Origin of the sequence: Halorubellus sp. JP-L1, from assembly GCF_011440375.1 — an archaeon.
Taxonomy (GTDB): Archaea; Halobacteriota; Halobacteria; order Halobacteriales; family Natrialbaceae; genus Halorubellus.
On the sequence record NZ_JAAOIR010000002.1, the window covers coordinates 323954 to 343773 of the forward strand.

Sequence of the window (19820 nt, forward strand, 5' to 3'; positions counted from 1 at the left end):
GTCCGGGCCACCGTCCTCGAACCGCCAGCGGTCGGCCGCGAACCGTCCGCGACCTCGAACTGCCAGCGGTCCCGACCCGCTCACGGCCCGGCTGCTCGCCACGAGCCACCCGCAGACCCTTCTCCCTCGAGTCCGTGCGTCCACGCATGTCGCTCACGCTCTACGCACTCGACGGCTGCCCGTGGTGCGAACTGGTCGCCGACCGCCTCGACGAACTCGACCTCGACTACGACAGCGTCTGGGTGGACGCGCTCCACTCCGAGCGCGACGAGGTCAAGCGCGTCTCCGGCCAGCGCGCCGTGCCCGTCCTCGTCGACGACGAGTACGGCGTCACGATGAACGAGTCCGAGAACATCGTCGCGTACCTCGACACCACGTACGCCGAGTGACGACGCCTCGCTAGCGGTTCCTCACTCGTCGAGTCGAGTGAGGGCCTCCACGTCCGGGACGTCCGCGGTCGCGTCGACGATCTGGTTCATGCGCTCGGCGTGCTTCTCGGCGGCGTACGCCGCCAGGTCCGCCGGCGTGACCCCCTCGTCTTCCTCGCGGCCCGCCGCCGACACCGCGTCCTGGACGAGCATCGCGAGCTCGCCCGTCAGGTCGTGCAGGAGCGACGGGTCGACCGCGTCAGCCGCGACGAGGGCCTTGAGCTTCCGCATCCCGAACCCGACGTGCCGGCCTTCGTCGCTCCGGATGCGCGAGAACCCCTCGACGAGTCCCGGGAGCTCGGGGAGCCCCGGCGTCGACCCGTCGAAGGAGCTCTGGACGCCGTAGTAGCCCGTCTGCGCGAGGATGCCCTCGACGGTGAGGTGGTAGTGACAGTACGCTCGTGCCCGGTTCTCCGGCGTGTCCTCGGTCAGCAACCGCTCCATCGCCGCTTCGTTGCGTTCGAACAGTTCGTCGTACGCGTCGTTGAACCACGACGCGTCACGCGGGTCCGAACGCGCCTCCCCGCGTCGATCCTCGGCTGCGTGGATTACGCGCGTCCAGTATCGGTGGAAGAACTCCGCGTGCTTGGCCTCCTCGTAGAGCTGGGTGGTGACGAACAGCTGGTCGTCGACGTCGTCGAGGACGACCGCGAGCGGCGACAGGTCCTCGGTGACGGCCTCCTCGCCGGCACCGAAGAGCGCGAGCGTCCGCCGGAGCGAGTCGAACGCGTCCGCGTCGAGGTCGGCGACGCGCTCGACGTCCGCGGAGAGGTCGATCTCGGCGGGATCCCAGTGGCGTTCGACGGCGTTGCGGTAGTACCGGAACGAACTCGCGTCCTCGTCGATGCCGGTGCGGTCCGCGGCGTCGGTCATGCGCCGGCCTATGGTATCTCCGGCAATCAATCTCCCGGACGACTCGACGACGGCCACCGCGGCCCCTGGAGGTTCCAGGCCCGCTGCGGCGCTGCGGGTCGTTTGTGGGGCTTTGATTACGGACCGGTCGTAGGAATGGGGTATGCGACTGGAGGAGTACTGGGGAGTCGGCCCGAAGACGCGGGCGTTGCTCGTCGAGGAACTGGGCGTGGACGCGGCGATCGACGCCATCGAGTCGGCGGACGTGCGGGCGCTCGTCGACGCCGGCGTCCCTCGTGGACGTGCGACGCGCATCCTCCGTCGAGCGACGGGAGGAGCCGGGATGGACGTGCTCGCGACGAGCGACGCGCGCGAGGTGTACAAGGAGATACTGTCTATCGCGGGGTCGTTCGCGCTCACGGACGGGGCGGCGGACGCCATCCACGTGCTGACGCCGCTTTCCGACGTGGACGCAATGGGCGAGCGACTCGCGGACGTCGAGGCGGCGCGCGCGTCCTGGGAGGCGCTGTCGAGCGAGGAGCGGTCGGCGGTCGAGGCGGCGTTCGCGACGTACGACGACGCGGGCGGTGGGGAGAAGGCCGCTGTGGAGGCGGCCGTGGCGCTCCTCGACGCTGGCGTCGTGCGCGAGGACGGCGTGTTCGCGCCGCTCGCCGACCTGGACCGGGAGGCGCTCGCGGACGCGGCGCGTGCGCTCGGTGCGCTCCGCGAGGGTCGCGTCGCACCGGGTGCCGACGACCGGTTGGACGCGCTCCGCGAGCACGTCGCGGACGTCGAGACCCTGGAGGCGAACGCGGCGTCGGTCGTCGAGGAGATCCGGGAGGGGAGCGCACCGACGGCGGGTGGGTTCCAGGACGCGTTCGTCGACCACGTCTGCGCGGAGACGGGCGTGGACGCGGCGCGCGTGCGGGACGCGGCACCGACGGAGGCGCGGGACGCGACGGACTTCGTGAACGAAGCGCTCCGGTCGCTCGCGGGCGACCTCAGGGAGGCCGTGGACGACCGCGAGCGCGAGGTCCGCGTCGACCTCCAGGGTGCGGTGGCGGACGCGCGCGAGGACGTCGACCGGGCGGTGGCGGCGGTCGACGACGTGGCGTTCGAGCTGTCGCTCGCGCGGTTCGCGGCGGCGTTCGACTTGACGTCGCCGTCGTTCGTCGAGAACGCGGTCGCGGTCGAGGGGGCGCGGAACCTCTCGCTCGCGGCGGGCGGCGAGGAGTCGCTGCAGCCGGTGCGGTACGCGCTCGGCGAGCACTCGTTGGCGCCGCCGCCGGGCCAGCAGCGCGTGAGCGTCCTGACGGGCGCGAACTCGGGCGGGAAGACGACGCTCCTGGAGACGCTCTGCCAGGTGGTATTGCTCGCGCACATGGGGTTGCCGGTGCCGGCGGACCGGGCGGAGGTCGGGCGGTTCGATTCGGTCGTGTTCCATCGTCGGCACGCGAGCTTCAACGCGGGCGTGCTGGAGTCGACGCTCCGGAACGTGGTGCCGCCCCTGACGGAGGAGGGGCGGACGTTGATGCTCGTCGACGAGTTCGAGGCGATCACGGAGCCGGGGAGTGCGGCGGACCTCCTGCACGGCCTGGTGACGCTGTCGGTGGAGAAGGCGGCGCTGGGGACGTTCGTCACGCACCTCGCGGACGACCTGGAGCCGCTGCCGTCGACGGCGCGCGTCGACGGGATCTTCGCGGAGGGCCTGACGCCGGACCTCGAATTGGAGGTGGACTACCAGCCGCGGTTCGGGGAGGTCGGGCGGTCGACGCCGGAGTTCATCGTGTCGCGGCTGGTCGCGAACGCGGACGACCGCGCGGAGCGCTCGGGGTTCGAGACGCTCGCGGAGGCGGTCGGGCACGAGGTCGTCCAGCGGACGCTCGCGGACGCGCGGTGGACGGAGTCGTAGGCGCGCGGGCTTCTGTGCGGTCGGGTCGCTGGTGCTGGGGAGCGTTGGACGCTGGTGCTGGGGAGCGTTGGACGCTGGTGCTGGGGAGCGTTGGACGCTGGTGCTGGAGGAAGGAGGTCGCGGCAGGAAGTGGGTACGTCGGTGCCCCAGGGGTGAGGCTGTAGTCCGTTGGGGGTGGACCGCTTTGGTTGGGAGGGTCGGTGGGGGTGGTCGGGGTCCGACGGGGTCGTCGGTCAGATCTTCTTGTTGCTGATGACGACGCGGTCGGTGCTGGAGCGGTGGTGGATGTAGGAGTTCAGGCCGCTGCGCAGCAGGAGGAGGCCGACGAGGAGCGTGGCGATCGCGGCCAGTAGGTACTCGGTGGCGGGGAGTCCGGTCCCGAGGAACGGTCCTTTCATGAGGAACCACGCGGCAGCGCTCGTGGTGAACAGTCCGATCGCGGCGACACATGCGCCTAATTTCCGACCCATATAGTCAATGGATACTGGCCACAAGCCTAAAGGTATTCGTTCGTTGCTAACCAATATTGCATGAATAGTATCCGCGAGTAGAAGACGGGTTCCGGGAGGGTGGTCGGAGAAGATGGCCTCGAACGCGGGGCCGGAGTGGAGATGTGGAATCGAAACCGGTGTCGGCCGCGAGGGACCGTCGTAGTCGGCGACCTAGCGGACGTCGATCTCGTGACCGCGCTCGATCTCGTCCTCGAGGATGGGGATGGTCACTTCGAGGACGCCGTTCTGGTAGGACGCCTCGATGGCCTCGACGTCGACCGCGCCGGGGATGGCGACGGTCTCGTTCGTGCGTCGCGAGTGCCGGACGAACGACGTCTCGGACTCCTCGCTGACCTCGGTCGCCGCGGCGATCTCGAGGTGGCCGTCGTGGAAGACGAGGTCGATCTCGTCGGTCTCGAACCCGGGGAGGTCCATCACGAACACGAAGCTGTCCTCGTCCTCGTAGAGGTTCGTCGCGCTACCCATGCGGTCCATGCTGTCCCTGCGGGCCATGCCGTCCGTGCCGTCTGTCGTGCGCCCCTCGAGCATCTGGGTCGCGTCGCGGTCGCCGAACGGGCCGTCCGTCCACATGTTCTCGAACATTCGGTCCATCTGCTCGAACATCTGACTCATGCTGGGGTTCGTGGTGGTGAAATCTCGCATTGTAATCATCCTTATATAGGCGTCTTAAGTATATAAATACGTAGCGAGCAGAGCTAGCACGCTCTTTCCGGGTATCTGGAACGGATTTGGAGGGATAGTATAACGAATCCGTCTCTTCGCTTCGGCCGGCGGTCGCGCCTTCTCAGTCCTCGACGGCGTCGCTGGCGTCCTGGACGAGGCCGTCGAGTATCTCCGGCGTCGTCGGGTGGTACGCGCGGTCGGGGATCTCGCGGACGTCGAGTTCCATCTCGACGGCGAGTTGCATCGTCTTCGCCATCGCGTCCGCGTGGTAGTGCAGTCCCTGGTAGCCGAGGACGGTGCCGTCGTCGGCGTCGACGACGAGGCTCGCACGGCCATCGGGGACGTCCTTCGTCGTGAAGACGCCGTCGTCGCTCGCCCCGCGCGTGACGTGAACGTACTCGAGGTCGGCGGCCTCGGCGCTCGCTTTCGAGTGACCGAGGCGAGCGTAGGGATAGACGCCGAGTGCGGAGAAGACGACGTGGTGGTGGACGTTCTCGTACGCGGCGATGGTATCGGTGTCGTCGCGGGCGTGCGCGAGGAGGTTCTCGGCGGCCTGGAATCCCTGTTCCTTGGCGACGTGGAGGATGGGTTCCTTGGCGTTCGCGTCGCCGACGACGAACACGCGGTCGTCGTCGACGGCCTGCATCGTGTCCCGCACCCACTCTCCGCCCGAGTCGGGGTCGAGGCGCGTGCGTTCGAGGCCGAGACCGTGGACGTTCGGGTTCCGGCCGGCGAACACGAACAGCTCCTCGCCCTCGACGGCGACCTCGTTCCCGTCGACGTCGTCGACGTAGAGGCGGACGCCGCCGTCCTCGGTCGACTCGACGCGGCGCTCGTAGGCGTGCCGGCGAACGTCCACGTCCCACTCCTTCTCGTAGATCTCAAGGAGGTCGTCGCCGAACGCCGGGTCGGCCTCGTCCAGCGGCCGCGCGTCGTGCTCGATCACGGTCAGGTCCGTGCCGCCTGCTTCCGCGATGTACGGCACGAGCTCCAGGCCGACGTACCCGAAGCCGATCACGATGCCAGAATCCGGGAGGTCGGTGGCGTCGAGCACGTCGTCGCTCGTCCGGTAGCCGACGGTCTCGATGCCGGGGATCTCGGGGACGTTCGGAGAGGAGCCGGTGGCGACGACGACGTAGTCGAACTCGACGGTCCGGTCGGCGAACGCGAGCGTGCGATCGTCCACGAACCGCGCGGTGTCGTGGTGGAACGCGACGTCGTCGCGCTCGGCGAGGTCGTGGATCGCCGCCCGGCGGTGCTCGGCGAACCCGAGCACGTGGTCGTCTTTCGTCTCCACGACCGCGTCCAGGTCGACGTCCGGCGGGTCGCCGACGAGCCGGTGGTCGTGGCGCGCCTGGAACCGGTGCGCGCCCGCCGAGATCACCTCCTTTGACGGCATGCATCCCCGGAGGATGCAGAGCCCACCGCCCGGTTCGCCGTCGTCGATCAGCGTCAACTCGACGCCGGGTTCGTCGGCGAGCTCGCCCGCGACTGCCGCGCCGGCGCTCCCGTACGCGCCCACGATTGCGACGTGCGTCATGCCCGGCACTCCGGGAGGGACGCAGAAAGGGGTTCGCCCCGGGCGTCCACGCGACGCACGGCCGTTCGTCGGGGTGGTTGCGCGCAGCCGGTCGACCTACCGCGAGATCCCGTCCATGCCTTCGTTGACGACCGATTCGACCTCGGGTCGGGTCACCGTCGCCACGTCGCCCGGGATGGTGCGCTTCAGCGCCGCGGTCGCGGCCGCGTACTGCAGCGCCTTCTGGATGTCCGCCCCGGAGAGGCGCTGTGCAAGGAACGCGCCCGCGAACGCGTCGCCGGTCCCGACCGGGTCGACGGTGTCGGTCTCGAACGCCGGCTGTTCATGGATGACGTTGTCGTTCCACGCCAGCGCGCCCTGATCGCCTCGGGTCACGACGACGGTCTCGAAGTCGAACTCGGAGGCGAGGTGGTGCGCGAGCTGCGTCGCGTCCCCGTCGTAGTTCAGGACCGCCTTCGCGTCCTTCAGCGCGATGACGAGGACGTCCACGACCTGGAAGAACTGCGTGATCGTCTTCCGGGCCTCCTCGGGCGACCAGAGCTTCGACCGGTAGTTCACGTCGAACGCCGTCATCGTCCCCGCCTGCTGGGCGGCGTCGAGTAGCGTCGCCGTCGTCTCCCGGAGCTGCGGGCTGAGCGCGGGCGTGATGCCGGTCGTGTAGAACGTCGACGCCTTCCTGACGCGGTCGACGTCCAGTTCCTCGGGCGTCGCGGTCGTCACCGCTGCGTCCTCGCGGTCGTAGACGACGTTCGACCCGCGCGGTCGCCCACCTGATTCGAGGTAGTACGTGCCCTGACGGACGTCGTCGTCCTCGGTCCACACGACGTCCGTGTTGACGCCGTGCTGGCGGATCTCGCCGTCGACGCGATGCCCGAGTGCAGTATCGGGGAGCTTCGACATCCACGTCGTCACGGCACCGAGTCGCTCGGCGGCGATCGCGGTGTTGGACTCCGCGCCCGCCGCCCGGACCTCGAACTCGCGTGCGGTCTCCAGTCGCTCGTCGTTCGGCGGCGAGAGACGGAGCATCGTCTCCCCGAACGTGACGAGGTCGTCGCTCATCGACCCACCCCAGTGGTCGGCTGTCCGGTCATACCAGTACCGTCAGCACGAATCGGTATAAGTCTCCCCCGGCACGGCCCCCCGGGGCTGGCGAGTGCGTCGTCGGCCCCCGCGGTCAGTCGTCGACGGGGTCGTGCTCGGCGACGAGGACGCCGTCGGCGAGGTGGACGTCGCGGTCGAACGCGCGTGCGACCGCGCAGTTCGTCTCGACGTGGTCGGTGACCGCGGTCGGCCGGACCCGGCCGCCGCCGCGTGCGAGCGGGAGGACGAGCTGGTCCGCGGCGTGCGCGTCGACGACCGGTGGACTCGCGGGGCCGCCACGTCCGGGACTCGTCCGGCCTTGCTGGTGGAATGCGAGTGCGTCCGTGGCAGCGTCTGCACCGACGGCTTCCGCGGGCGTTCCGGGTTCGCCGAGCGCGGTGAAGCCGGCGACCGTGTGCTCGTACTCGAGCCTGACGAGGACGCTCGCGCCCGTCCCCGGCGAGCGCACGCTCCGCGCGGCGGTCGCGTCGACGGCGACCCCGACGTCCTCCAGGGCGTCGAGCGCGCCGTCGACGAGCCGGTCGGCGACGTCGGCGTCCGCGAGGTCCGCCGAGGCGACCGCCTCGACGCTCGCGCCTTCGAACCGACCGCGACGATCGAACCGCACGCGCTCGGTGGCCGCCGGCTCGACGTGCAGGGTCGCCTCCCCGCCACCCTTCGGGTAGAAGCCGCGTCGGGCGACGTCGACGGTCGCGCGCCAGCCGGCGCGGCGCGCGAGCGGGAGGCGGACGGTCCGGTAGTAGTCCAGGGTCGGCGACCACGCGACGTCCGTCCCGCCGGTCGCCGTCACCGACAGCTCCGCGTCGAGCGCGACGCACAGTGGGAGGACGGTCTCGAACACGAGCGCGACCGCGCCGGCGGTCCCGACGGCCACCTCGATCGAGCCGCCGCGGACGCGACCGGGGTCGAACGCGACCGTCTCGCTCCCCAGTTCCGCGCCGTCCACGTCGGCATCGCAGGCCGCCGCGGCGGCCTCGACGCACGCGAGATGCTGGTGCTTCAGTCCCGGCTTCCGTCGGTCGCCGCGGACGTGCTCGACGCGTACCGCGTCGCCGGAGAGCGCGGCGAGCGACAGCGCCGACCGGAGGATCTGGCCGCCACCCGCGCTCCCGTCGATCTCGATCATCGTCGACGACTCACGCGTCCCACCACGGACGCCGACTCACGTTTCCCGCCGGCCGCCGTGGCCGGGGTAGTCGCGCTCGAAGCGATCCTCGACCTCGCCGTGGTCGAACCGGACGATCGTCGGCCGGCCGTGCGGGCACGCGAACGGGTTCTCGCAGTCGTCGAGTGCGCCCAGCAGGTCGACGACCGACCCCTCCGTCAGCGACGTGTTCGCCGTCACGGACGGATAGCACGCGAGGTCGGCGACGAACGCGTCCGCGAGCGCGTCGACGGTCGCCGCGCCGTCGTCGTCGCTCGCCAGGAACCCCGAGAGCACGTCCCGGACGTCCTCGGGGGCGAGCGTCTCGTCGAACACCGCCGGCACCGTCGTCACCGTCACCTCCCGACCGCTCGCGGCGTCCTCGCTGCTATCGGTACGCTCGGCGTGGAACCCGAGCGTCGCGAGCGCCTCCCGGTACGCGGGGAACGCCTCGGCTTCGCCCGCGGTGAGTTCGAGCGTCACCGGCTCCGCGAGCGCCTGCGCGGTCGCGTCCGACTCGAACGCCGCCCGCAGTCGCTCGTAGTTCACGCGCTCGTCGGCCGCGTGCTGGTCGACGAGCACCAGCCCGTCCTCGGTCTCCGCGACCAGGTACGTGTCCCGGTACTGGCCGAGGACGCGCATCGCCGGCAACCGCTCGTACTCGTCGCCCGGCGTCGCCGCCTCCCCCGTCAACGTCCGCTGCTCGAGGCCGCCACCGAACCGCGGCGACGACTCGGCGTCGCGGGCAGTCGACGACTCGCGCGACTCGACGGCGTCGCCGCTGGCGGACGCGGTCGTCTCCGTCGCGCCGTCGAACGACGCGGACGCGCCGGAGTCGGTCGACGGAGTCGCGCTCGAATCCGGCTCTGGCGACTCCCGCGTCGTCGCGTCGTCGACCGGCGCGGACGCGTCCGGCGCGACCGAGCCCCCCGACGACTCGGACGACGCCGCGTCGGGGCCGGTCGTCGTCTCAGAACCGGTCGTCGTGGCGTCGGAGTCGGTCGTCGCCGTCTCAGAATCGGTCGTCGTCGCGACATCGGCGTCGGTCGGCGTGGCGTCGACGTCGCCAGCGTCGGGCGCGTCGCCGTCCTCGTCGTCCGCGCTCGCGCCGGCTTCGCGCGGACCTGCGTCGCTCGGACTGGCGTCGGCCGTCGACGCGGCGTCGTCGGCGAGGTCGCTCGCGGTCGTCGGCTCGACCGCGGCCTCGGCGGGCTTCGAGCGGCCGCGCGGCGCCGAGGAGCGGACGAGGCCGGCGTCCAGCAGCGCGCCCTGGACGGCGTCGCGGACCTGGCGCTTCATCGCGGCCTCGTCGGCGAACCGGACCTCCATCTTCCGCGGGTGGACGTTCACGTCGACGTCGCCGGCGGGGACGTCGAGGAACAGCGCGGTGAACGGGTACCGGTCGGCGTCCAGCTGGCCGCCGTAGGCTTCGAGGACGGCTTCGCGGACCGCGCTCGCCGAGACGGCGCGGCCGTTCACGAACACGGAGACGTACTCGCGCGCGCTCCGGTTCGTCTCCGGATCCGAGACGAGCCCAGTCACGTCGTCGAGGGGGCCGTCGGGAATCTCCACGTCGTCCACGGGGTGCATCGCTTCAGCGACTTCGCGGCCGTAGACGGCCATCACGGTCGCGTGGCGGTCGCCCCGGCCCGGCGTCGCGAACACCTCCCGGCCGTCGTGCTCGAGACGCACCGCGACGTCGGGGTTCGCGAGCGCGTACGACCGGACGACGCGGTTCACGTGCGCGAACTCCGTCGGCGTCGTCTTCAGGTACTTCTCCCTCGCGGGCGTGTTGTAGAACAGGTCCCGGACCTCGACGGTCGTCCCCGCCGGGCACCCCACGGGCCCGACCGACTCGACCTCGCCACCTTCGTACACCAGTTCTGTCCCGGTCTCGGCGTCCGTACTCGCCTCGGTCCCGTCGTCGTGCGGCCGGGTCCGGATGGTCAGCCGCGAGACCGCGCCGATGGTGTGCAGCGCCTCGCCGCGGAACCCGAGCGTCGACACGCCGGCCTCGAGGTCGTCGACGTGCCGGATCTTGCTCGTCGTGTGCTCGCGGACCGACGCGCGGACGTCGGCCTCGGTCATCCCGTGGCCGTCGTCGCGCACCGTCACGCCGCCGACGCCGCCGTCGTCGACGGCGACCGCGACCCGGCCCGCGCCCGCGTCGATCGCGTTCTCGACGAGCTCCTTCACGACCGACGCCGGGCGTTCGACGACCTCGCCGGCCGCGATGCGCTCGACGGTCCGGGCGTCGAGTTCGCGGATGTCCGTCTCCGTCATACCGCTATCGTGGGCGGGCGGCGTCAAACGCGTGACGGTCCAGCACCGTCGACGGTCGCGGCCGCGTTACTGCTGACGTAGCCGGTGCCGCGTGGGTCGCGACCGCGGTCAGTCCCGGCAGTCGCCGTGGGTCTCGAGGAGCGTCTGCGCGATGCGGTCGCGGTCCCGGTCGACGTCCTCGATCGGTCCCGGCGAGAACGGGCCGACGTCGAGCGCGCCAAGGCGGTCGGTGCGCGCCCGCCACACCGTCGCGAGCGAGAGCGTGCTCCCGGGTTCGATGCGGTCGTCGGGGAGGTACTCGGCGGGCATCGTCAGCGCGCCGTCGTCGACGACGTGCATGGACCGGAGGTCGTCGTACCGCCGTCGCGCGCCGTCGTCGAGGTCGCTCGGCCAGAACGCCGGGACGAGCGCGACTCGGTCGCCGTCGCGCTCGACCGTGAACGTCGGTTCGGTGTCCATGTCCGACGCTACTCGCTCATCGTGCTAAACGTTGACGCACCACTCGGCGTGGTGGACGGCGACGCACCACGACCGGCAGCGCCGCTGGGGTCGCTCGCGGTCGGCAGCGCTGCTGGGGTCGCTCGCGGTCGAACGGCGTCGAAAGAAGCGAGTGCGGGGCCGCTAGAACTTCTCGAGGTAGCGTTCCTTCTCCCACTCGGAGACCGAGACGCGGTAGTCCTGGAACTCCGCGCGCTTCGCCTCCAGGAACTTCTCGGTGACGTGCTCGCCGAGCGCGTCCTGCACGACCTCGTCGGCCTCGAGCGCGTCGAGGGCCTCGCCGAGGTTCTCCGGGAGCGTCTCGATCCCGTACTCCTCGCGTTTGGCCTCGTCGAACTCGTAGATGTTCTCGCGGACCGGCTCGTCGCAGTCCATCTTCTGCTCGATCCCGTCCAGGCCCGCGTGGATGAGCGCCGCGAACGCGAGGTAGGGGTTACAGGACGGGTCCGGGAAGCGCGCCTCGATGCGGCTCGCCGCCGGCACGCGCGCCGCCGGCTTCCGGATGAGCGCCGAGCGGTTCCGGTCGGACCACGCCACGTACACGGGTGCCTCGTAGCCCGGCACCAGGCGCTTGTAGGAGTTCACGGTCGGGTTCGCGACCGCCGCGATCGCGGGTGCGTGCTCGAGGATGCCGGCCGTGAACTGCTTCGCGGTCTCGCTCAGGTCGAACTCGTCGTCGCCGTCGTGGAACGCGTTCTCGCCGTCCTGGAACAGCGAGAAGTGCGTGTGCATCCCGCTGCCGTTGATGCGCGCGATCGGCTTCGGCATGAACGTCGCGTGCAGGCCGTGCTCGGACGCGATGGCGCGAACGACCGCGCGGAAGGTCGCGACGTTGTCCGCCGTCGACAGCGCGTCGTCGTACTCGAAGTTGATCTCGTGCTGGCCCTCCGCGACCTCGTGGTGGCTCGCCTCGACCTCGAACCCCATGGATTCGAGGCCGAAGATGATGTCGCGACGCACGTCCTGCGCGAGGTCCTTCGGCGCCAGGTCGAAGTAGCCGCCGGCGTCGTTCGTCTTCGTCGTCGCGCGGCCGTCCTCGTCCTCCTCGAACAGGAAGAACTCGGGTTCGGGCGCGGCGTTGACGGTGTACCCGAGCTCGTCAGCGCGCTGGATGGCCGTCTTGAGGACGCCGCGCGGGTCGCCCGCGAACGGCTCGCCCGTGGACGTGTTGATGACGTCGCACATGAGGCGCGCGGCACCGCCGTCCGCCTTCGACCGCCACGGGAGGACCGCGAACGTCTCGGGGTCCGGGTCGAGACGCATGTCGGACTCCTGGATGCGGACGAAGCCGTTGATCGAGGACCCGTCGAAGTAGATGCCCTCGGTGAACGCCTTCTCCGCCTGCCGTGCGGGCACGGACACGTTCTTGACCGTCCCCAGGATGTCCGTGAACTGCAGGCGCAGGAAGTCGATGTTCTCCTCGTCGATCGTCTCGAGTACCGCCTCCTCCTTCTCGGAGAGGTTACCGCTTGTCATCTTATGCTCGAATCGATAATTGACTTCCAGCACAAAAACCTTAGTGATGAGCGCAAACTTTAGAATCTCTTCGAGCGATTGCACGTTCGTAAAGTTCTAAACCCTCCAGGTACGAAGTCAACGTAATGACGTACGAAAATCTCGACGCGAAGTTGGTGAATGCACTACTCGGCGACGGTCGCGCGAGCCTCCGGTCGCTCGCCGAAGATCTCGACGTCTCCGTGACGACCGTCTCGAACCACCTCAGCGACCTCGAAGACCAGGGCGTCATCCGGGGATACACGCCGATCGTCGACTACGACGAACTCGGGTACGACGTCACCGCGTTCATCCAACTGAAGGTCGAAGGGAGCGCGCTCCCGGACATCACCGAACGCCTCCAGGGGCACAAGCAGATGACGAGCGTCTACGAGGTCACCGGCGACTACGACGTCGTCGCCATCGGGAAGTTCACCGACACCGACGGCATGAACGACCAGATCAAGGCGCTGCTCACCGACCCCGACATCAACGAGTCCAACACCAGCGTCGTCCTCAACACCGTCAACGAGAACGAACAGTTCACGCTCGACGTAGAGGAGTAACTGGCTGTTCCAGCGTACGGCGACCGCGAGGTCGCCGTTTCCGCGACTGACTGTTCCAGCGTACGGCGACCGCCAGGTCGTCGTTTCGCGTTCGATTCGGCGGTGGTGTCTGCCGAATGCGAACCCTCTTTCCGCGAGTTCGCGCTATGAGTGAGTCATGAGTACGCGCTTCGCCACGACCGCTGAACTGGTCCAAGAGTTGGCGTCGCGGTCGTTCGATCGGCCGCCGGCGATCGTCTGTAACGCGCACGTGACGGGCCTGGGCGTCGCTCGGGCGCTTTCGGCGCACGGGGTGCCGGTGATCGCGCTGGACCGGACGCCGGACGGCGTCGCGCCGGGGTCGACGGCGGTCGCGGCGGCGGGCGCGGTGACGTACCCGCTCGACGACGTGAACGGGTTCCGGGAGGACCTGGAGGCGATTTCGGGGGCGCTCGAGGACGACCCGGTCGCGTTCGCGTGCATGGACGAGTGGGTGCACGGGCTGGTTGCGGCGGACCCCGAGGGCGTCCGGTTGCCGTTCGCGGTGGACGCGATCGACGGCGTGCTCGACAAGACGGCGCTGTACGCGCGCTGCGAGCGCCTGGACGTCCCCTATCCCGAGACGTACCGCATCGAGGAGGCGGGCGTCGACGGCGACGGCCCGCCCGTCCGGACTGCGGATGAGGCCGCGGCCGAACTCGGGTTCCCGCTCGTCGTGAAGCCCGCTCGCAAGCGCGAGTTCGAGGAGGCGGTGGGGACGAACGTCGTCGAGGTCGCGGACCGCGACGAGTTCCGGGAGGTCGTCGACGGCGCGGCCGCTGACGGCATCCGCGTGATGGCCCAGGAGCGCGTGGACGTCGCCACGGGCGAGGACCGCTCGCTCGCGTCCTACCGCGGCCCCGATGGGGACGTCCTCGGCGTCGTCGGCAATGCTCGCGTCCGGTACCCGCGCGGGTACGGGACGTCCTGCGTCGTCGACGTCGTCGACAACCCCGCGCTCCGCGAGCGCGCGACGGCCGTCCTCGACGACGCGGGCTACCACGGCATCAGCGAGAGCGAGTTCGTCTACGACCGCGACCGCGAGGCGTACGTGCTCCTCGACGTCAACACGCGCCCCTGGAAGTGGATCTCGCTGCCCGTCGCCGCGGGCGCGAACCTCCCGATGGCTGCGTACGCCGACGCGGTCGCGAACGCGGACGCCGTCGCGAACGTGGACGCGGTCGCGGACCCGGACGCGGTCGACGCACACGACGAGCCTGGACCGGCTCGAGACCCGCGCTGGGTGTTCCTCGCCGACTACGTGCAGGCGGTCGCCGGGGACGGCGGGGACGTCCTCTCGCGCGAGGAGTGGTACGCCCTCGTCCAGGGCGACGTCGCCACGCCCGCCGAACTCGAATCGCACGCGAACGACGCGACGACGGACGTCGTCGCGGGCGTCTACCGCCCCGACGACCCCGACCCGACCTACCAGCTCCTCCGGACGGAACTCGGGCTCCGCGAGTACTACTGCGCCTGCTGACCGCCGACGCGGTCGCGTTCCGGTCCCGCGAGGCCGTCGGGGTCGCCGGGGAATGTCGCCGCAATCGCGGTCCCTTACGCCGTCCCTGCAGTACGCGTCGGCATGCCCGACGACCACGTCCACCTCAACCTCTTCACGATGAACGCGGTGGAGCACGTCACCGTCGGCTCCTGGCGGTACCCCGGCGACCAGTCCGCGCGGTACACCGACCGCGAGTACTGGACCGAGGTCGCCCGGACCGCCGAACGCGGCGGGTTCGACGGCGTGTTCTTCGCGGACGTTCGCGGCATCTACGACGTCTACGGCGACGACCGCGACCCCGCAATCGAGCGCGCCGTCCAGACGCCCTCGAACGACCCCGCGTACCTCGTGCCCGCGATGGCCGAAGCGACCGACCACCTCGGGTTCGCCGTCACGAAGTCGACGTCGTACAACCACCCCTACCAGCTCGCCAGGGAGTTCTCGACGCTCGACCACGTCACGGACGGCCGCGTCGCGTTCAACGTCGTCACGAGCTACCTCGAGTCCGCGGCGGCGAACCTCGGCGTCGGCGACCGCATGGACCACGACGAGCGCTACGACCGCGCGGAGGAGTTCATGGACGTCTGCTACGCGCTCTGGGAGGACTCCTGGGACGACGACGCCGTCGTCCGCGACCGCGACTCGGGCCGCTACTCGAATCCCGAAAAGGTCCGTGCGATCGACCACGACGGCGAGCACTTCCGGGTTCCGGGTCCGCACGGCTGCGAGCCGAGCCCGCAGCGGACGCCCGTCGTCTACCAGGCCGGGTCGAGCGACCGGGGCCGCGCATTCGCGGCGAAGAACGCCGAAGCCGTCTTCGTCTCCCAGCCGACGCCCGAGAAGGTCGAGGCGTACGTGGCGGACCTCCGGGAGCGCGCCGCCGCGCACGGCCGCGACCCCGACGAACTCGCCTTCTTCCCCGGCATCGTCCCCATCGTCGCCCCAACCGAAGCGCTCGCCGAAGCCAAGGCGGAGAGCTATCGAGACGCCGTCGACGTCGAGGGCGTCCTCACGCTCCTCTCCGGGTTCGTAGACGTGGACCTGAGCGAACTCGACCCCGACCAGCGGATCGAGCACATCGAGACCGACGCCATCCAGGGCACCGTCAACGCGTTCGCCGGCGGCGAGAGCGACTGGACGGTCCGCGAGATGGCCGAGTTCGCCGGCCTGGGCACGACGTCGCCCGTCGTCGTCGGCACCCCCGAGCAGGTCGCCGACGAGATCGAGTACTGGTACCGCGACGTCGGCGTCGACGGCTTCAACGTCAAGGAGGTCGCGCGGCCCGAGACACTCACTGACTTCGTCGACCTCGTCGTCCCCGAACTCCGCGACCGCGACCTCCTCCGCGAGACGTACGAGGCCGACACCCTCCGCGGGAACCTGTTCGGTCGCGACCGCCTCAGCGACACGCATCCCGCGAAGCAGGACGGTTGAACGAGCGGCAGTCGCTCCGTCCGACGAGCCAACGGCTCCGTGACCGAGCGCGCGAAAGAAGAAATCGGCGTGTTCTGAGTCAGTACGTCGGCCGATTGGTGGGAGTCTCGTTGGCCTGAACAGCGCTTACATCGCGCCGCCCATGCCACCCATGCCGCCCATGCCGCCCATGCCGCCGGCGCCACCGGGGCCGTCGTCGTCGCCCTTGTCGGTGGACAGGTCGCCAGCGGAGATGATGTCGTCGATTTTCAGCACGAGGTTCGCGGCCTCGGTGGCCGAGGTCAGCGCCTGCTCCTTGGCGTGCGCGGGCTCGACGACGCCGGCGTCGAACGTGTCGACGACGTCGCCGCTGAAGACGTTCAGGCCGGCGCGCTTCTCGCCGTCCTCGTGGGCCGCGCGGAGCTCGACGAGCGTGTCGATGCTGTCGAGTCCGGCGTTCTCGGCGAGGACGCGCGGGACGAGTTCGAGGGCGTCCGCGTACGCCTCGACGGCGAGCTGCTCGCGTCCCTCGACGCTGTCGGCGTAGTCGCGCAGGCGGTTCGCGACCTCGACCTCGATGGCGCCACCGCCAGCGACCACGCGGCCGTCGCGGACCGTCGAGGAGACGACGTCGAGCGCGTCGGTGACGCCGCGCTCGAGCTCGTCGACGACGTGCTGCGTGGAGCCGCGGAGGATGAGCGTCACGCCGTGGGCGTCGTCGTCGCCCGTGACGTAGAACATCTCGTCCTCGTCGTCGCGCGTGACGTCACCGAACCCGAGGTCGGCCTCGGAGACGTCGTCGAGGTCGGAGACGATCGCGGCGTCGAGGATCTCCGAGAGGAACTCGATGTCGGACTTCTTGACGCGACGGACGGCGAGGATGCCCTCCTTCGCGAGGTAGTGCTGGGCCATGTCGTCGATGCCCTTCTGGCAGAAGACGACGTCCGCGTCCGTGTCGAGGATCTGGTCGACCTTCTCCTGGAGCTGAGCCTCCTCCTGCTCGATGAACTGCTGGAGCTGGCTCGGGTCGGTGACGTTGACTTCGGTGTCGACGTTCGCCTCCTCGACCTCGACGGCCTCGTTGAGGAGGAGCACCTTGGCGTCCTCGACGGTCTTCGGCATGTCGTCGTGGACGGGGTCCTTGTCGACGACGCCGCCCTTCAGGAGCTCGCTCTCACTCGCGGAGCGACCCGTCTGGGTCTCGATGTTGAGGAAGTCCATGTCGACGAGGGTCTCCTCGTCGCTCGCGACGGCGACCTGGGAGACGGCGTCGACGATGAGCTGACCGAGGTGTTCCTTGTCGAGTTCCGCGCCCTTGCCGGTCATCGACGTCTCGGCGACCTTCTGGAGGAGCGCTTCGTCGTCGGGGTCGACGCGCTCCGCGACGTCGTCGACCTCCTGGCGGGCCTGCTGGCTCGCGAGGTGGAAGCCCTTGATGATGGCCGTCGGGTGGATGTCCTGCTCGAGGAGGTCCTGGGCGTTCTTGAGGAGTTCGCCCGCGACCGCGACGGCGGTCGTGGTGCCGTCACCGGCTTCGTCCTCCTGGGTCTCGGCGACTTCGATGATCATCTCGGCCGTCGGGTTGTCGATGTCCATCTCCTTGAGGATGGTGACGCCGTCGTTCGTGATGGTGACGTCGCCCATCGAGTCGACGAGCATCTTGTCCATCCCCTTCGGACCGAGTGTGGAACGCACGGCCTCCGCGACGGCGCGTGCGGCGGAGATGTTGTACTCCTGCGCGTCCTTGTCCTTGACGCGCTGGGATTCGTCCGACATTACGATCATGGGCTGGCCTTGGGCCATTCGCTGACTCATAGTTCACCTGCATCTATGAATGTGATTCGTAATAAAGGTGCCTTATTTGGAATCTGCCACGTCGCCGAGGCCAGACGATGGATGGGGAGAAACCACCCGACGTAACGACCTTCTACGAGCTAGTTTGCGTCGTGTTACCACGCTTCGATATGCGGGGATTGCCGGTGCAGCCCCTACTTTATATAGTGGATGGGCGCTGTGTTCGCGAGCCGGTAGCACGACGGAACCCCGGGTTCGATTCGGTAGACGCTCTGTGTCGCCCGCGAAGCGTGGACTAACGGTCCGATAACTAACCGGGTAGGGGCGGAACGTGCGCTCCCGATGCCCCAAGACCACTCGCCGACGGACGGATCGCCGGACGACGCCGACCGCCGGTGGTTCCTTCGATCGGTCGCGACCGCCGCCGCCGGTGGCGGGCTCGCGTCCATCCTCGGCGACCGCGACCTCGTCCAGCCCGTCGCCGCGAGCGACCTGGCGTCCGTCGACCCCGCGAGCGTCCAGGTCGACGCGACCGCGGATCCCGACGAGGTCTTCCCGCAGTCCGTGATGAGCGGCGGGCCGACGCCCACGGGCGCGATCGCGTGGACGCGCGTCGCGCCGTCGGCGGCGGCCGGGAACGGATTCCTCGTCCTCCAGGTCGCGACCGACCCCGAGTTCGCCGACGTCCAGCACTCGACGGTGATCCCGAACGGCCGGTACGCGGCCGACCACGACCACACCGTCCAGGTCGACCTCGACGGCGAACTCACCCCCGACTCGTTCTACCACTACCGGTTCGTCTACGACGGGACGGCCACGCGCACCGGCCGCCTCCGAACCCTCCCCGAACCCGACGCCAGCCCCGAGTCCCTCCGCGTCGCCGTCGTCTCCTGCCAGGACTACCAGAACGGCTACTACGGCGCCCACCACCACGTCGCCCAGGAGGAACTGGACTACCTCGTCCACCTCGGGGACTTCGTCTACGAGTCCGCGAACGGCCAGTACACCGCACCCGGGCGGTCCGTGCCCGACGACCGACAGCTGTCGCTCCCCAGCGGCCGGCCGCTCGCCGAGACACTGGACGACTTCCGGTACCTGTACGATCGGTACAAGCGCGACCGGTTCCTCCAGGAAGCGCTCGAACGCCACACCGTGATCGCGGGCTGGGACGACCACGAGGTCGGGAACGACCGCTACTGGGACGCCGCCGCCGACGCGCCCGTCCTCCCGAACAAGCGCCGCGGCGACGACCCCGAGTTCGCGATGGAAGTCACCGCGAACGGCATCCAGGCGTGGGTCGAGCACGTCCCGATGCGCGTCGACTACGACCCGTCCGCCGAGCACCTCCACGACCAGCTCCGGCTCTGGCGCCGGCTCGAGTTCGGCGACCTCGTCGACCTCGCCGTCACCGACGAACGACTGTTCCGGGACGGCCCGCCGTGCCCCGGCGGCGACGTCGTGACGTGCTTCCGGGAGGACGAACGCGGTCGGACGATGCTCGGCGACGAACAGAAGCAGTGGTGGAAGGACTGGACGAAGAACTCGACGGCGCGGTGGACGACGTGGCTGAACGAGGTCCTGACGATGCCGCTCACGCACGGCGAGGGCTGGAACCAGGTGGAGGTCCTCCACGACGCCTGGGACGGCTTCCAGCACGAACGCCACCAGCTCATGCGGCACCTCCGCCGGCACGGCCCGCGGAACTTCGTGACGCTCACCGGCGACCTCCACTGCGCGATGGCGGGCATCCAGCACGGGCACTACGGCGAGTTCGGGCGCGGCGACCGCGGCCCGCGCGTCGGCGTGGAACTCCTCACGCCCGCGATCTCCAGCACGAACGCCGCGGACGTCCTCACGTACCCGACGTGGCTCGACGACGAGGACGTCGACGACTTCGCAACGGCCGAGAACGAGCACCTGACGTTCGTAGACTGGCACGAGCACGGGTACGCCGTCGTCGAGTTCACGCGCGACGAAGCGAGGTACACCGCGTACAGCGTCGACAGCACCGAGAACAGCGAGGACGCCACCAGGCGCACGCTCGCCGAGTACGTCGTCCCCGACGGCGAGCATCGGCTGCGACGGAAGCGCTGATCGCCGA

General features: G+C 69.8%; 16 protein-coding genes. 6 read left to right on the plus strand and 10 right to left on the minus strand.

The window, feature by feature from the left end; all coding sequences use genetic code 11:
* Positions 1–146: 146 nt before the first annotated feature.
* Positions 147–389, plus strand: a complete 243-nt coding sequence (locus G9C85_RS10100) for a glutathione S-transferase N-terminal domain-containing protein (protein WP_166039552.1) — start codon at positions 147–149, stop codon at positions 387–389.
* A 21-nt stretch (positions 390–410) separates the two neighbouring features.
* Here the strand turns inward: G9C85_RS10100 and G9C85_RS10105 are convergent, their stop codons facing one another.
* A complete protein-coding gene (locus G9C85_RS10105) occupies positions 411–1301 on the minus strand; it encodes a ribonucleotide-diphosphate reductase subunit beta (RefSeq protein ID WP_166039553.1) in 891 nt (296 codons plus the stop codon).
* A 142-nt stretch (positions 1302–1443) separates the two neighbouring features.
* On the opposite strand from G9C85_RS10105, the gene G9C85_RS10110 reads away from it, so the two are divergent.
* Positions 1444–3192, plus strand: a complete 1749-nt coding sequence (locus G9C85_RS10110) for a DNA mismatch repair protein (protein WP_166039555.1) — start codon at positions 1444–1446, stop codon at positions 3190–3192.
* Positions 3193–3425: 233 nt separating this feature from the next.
* On the opposite strand, the gene G9C85_RS10115 is transcribed toward G9C85_RS10110, so the two are convergent.
* The 8 genes from G9C85_RS10115 to glnA form a co-directional block, all read right to left on the minus strand.
* Positions 3426–3662, minus strand: a complete 237-nt coding sequence (locus G9C85_RS10115; RefSeq protein ID WP_166039557.1) for a hypothetical protein — start codon at positions 3660–3662, stop codon at positions 3426–3428.
* Between the two features lie 192 nt (positions 3663–3854).
* Positions 3855–4346: an Hsp20/alpha crystallin family protein gene (locus G9C85_RS10120; RefSeq protein WP_205254345.1), complete on the minus strand. Its 492-nt coding sequence runs from the start codon at positions 4344–4346 to the stop codon at positions 3855–3857.
* A gap of 142 nt (positions 4347–4488) precedes the next feature.
* Positions 4489–5907 (minus strand): NAD(P)/FAD-dependent oxidoreductase, encoded by a 1419-nt coding sequence (locus G9C85_RS10125; protein WP_166039559.1) that lies wholly within the window; start codon positions 5905–5907, stop codon positions 4489–4491.
* 96 nt (positions 5908–6003) lie between these two features.
* The gene (kdgK1, locus tag G9C85_RS10130; protein ID WP_166039560.1) at positions 6004–6966 is read right to left on the minus strand and encodes a bifunctional 2-dehydro-3-deoxygluconokinase/2-dehydro-3-deoxygalactonokinase; all 963 of its coding nucleotides are present in this window, start codon (positions 6964–6966) and stop codon (positions 6004–6006) included.
* Positions 6967–7081: 115 nt separating this feature from the next.
* Positions 7082–8134: an RNA 3'-terminal phosphate cyclase gene (rtcA, locus tag G9C85_RS10135; protein ID WP_166039562.1), complete on the minus strand. Its 1053-nt coding sequence runs from the start codon at positions 8132–8134 to the stop codon at positions 7082–7084.
* A gap of 36 nt (positions 8135–8170) precedes the next feature.
* Positions 8171–10435, minus strand: a complete 2265-nt coding sequence (gene mutL / locus G9C85_RS10140) for a DNA mismatch repair endonuclease MutL (protein WP_166039565.1) — start codon at positions 10433–10435, stop codon at positions 8171–8173.
* A 108-nt stretch (positions 10436–10543) separates the two neighbouring features.
* Positions 10544–10894, minus strand: coding sequence for a hypothetical protein (locus G9C85_RS10145; RefSeq protein WP_166039567.1), 351 nt, complete (start codon positions 10892–10894; stop codon positions 10544–10546).
* A 162-nt stretch (positions 10895–11056) separates the two neighbouring features.
* Positions 11057–12409, minus strand: a complete 1353-nt coding sequence (glnA, locus tag G9C85_RS10150) for a type I glutamate--ammonia ligase (RefSeq protein WP_166039570.1) — start codon at positions 12407–12409, stop codon at positions 11057–11059.
* Between the two features lie 125 nt (positions 12410–12534).
* Here glnA and lrp point away from each other — a divergent pair, with 125 nt between their 5' ends.
* The 3 genes from lrp to G9C85_RS10165 all read left to right on the plus strand — a co-directional run bounded on the left by lrp (position 12535) and on the right by G9C85_RS10165 (position 15946).
* A complete protein-coding gene (lrp, locus tag G9C85_RS10155) occupies positions 12535–12993 on the plus strand; it encodes an HTH-type transcriptional regulator Lrp (protein WP_166039572.1) in 459 nt (152 codons plus the stop codon).
* A 157-nt stretch (positions 12994–13150) separates the two neighbouring features.
* Entirely contained in the window at positions 13151–14491 is a 1341-nt protein-coding gene (locus G9C85_RS10160; protein ID WP_166039574.1) for a carboxylate--amine ligase, read from the plus strand.
* A gap of 102 nt (positions 14492–14593) precedes the next feature.
* The gene (locus G9C85_RS10165; RefSeq protein WP_166039577.1) at positions 14594–15946 is read left to right on the plus strand and encodes an LLM class flavin-dependent oxidoreductase; all 1353 of its coding nucleotides are present in this window, start codon (positions 14594–14596) and stop codon (positions 15944–15946) included.
* Between the two features lie 126 nt (positions 15947–16072).
* Here G9C85_RS10165 and thsB read toward each other — a convergent pair whose 3' ends face one another.
* The gene (thsB, locus tag G9C85_RS10170; RefSeq protein WP_166039579.1) at positions 16073–17740 is read right to left on the minus strand and encodes a thermosome subunit beta; all 1668 of its coding nucleotides are present in this window, start codon (positions 17738–17740) and stop codon (positions 16073–16075) included.
* Between the two features lie 321 nt (positions 17741–18061).
* Here thsB and G9C85_RS10175 point away from each other — a divergent pair, with 321 nt between their 5' ends.
* Positions 18062–19813 carry an alkaline phosphatase gene (locus tag G9C85_RS10175; protein ID WP_166039581.1) on the plus strand — a complete coding sequence of 584 codons (1752 nt, stop codon included), beginning with the start codon at positions 18062–18064 and terminating at the stop codon, positions 19811–19813.
* Positions 19814–19820 lie beyond the last annotated feature (7 nt).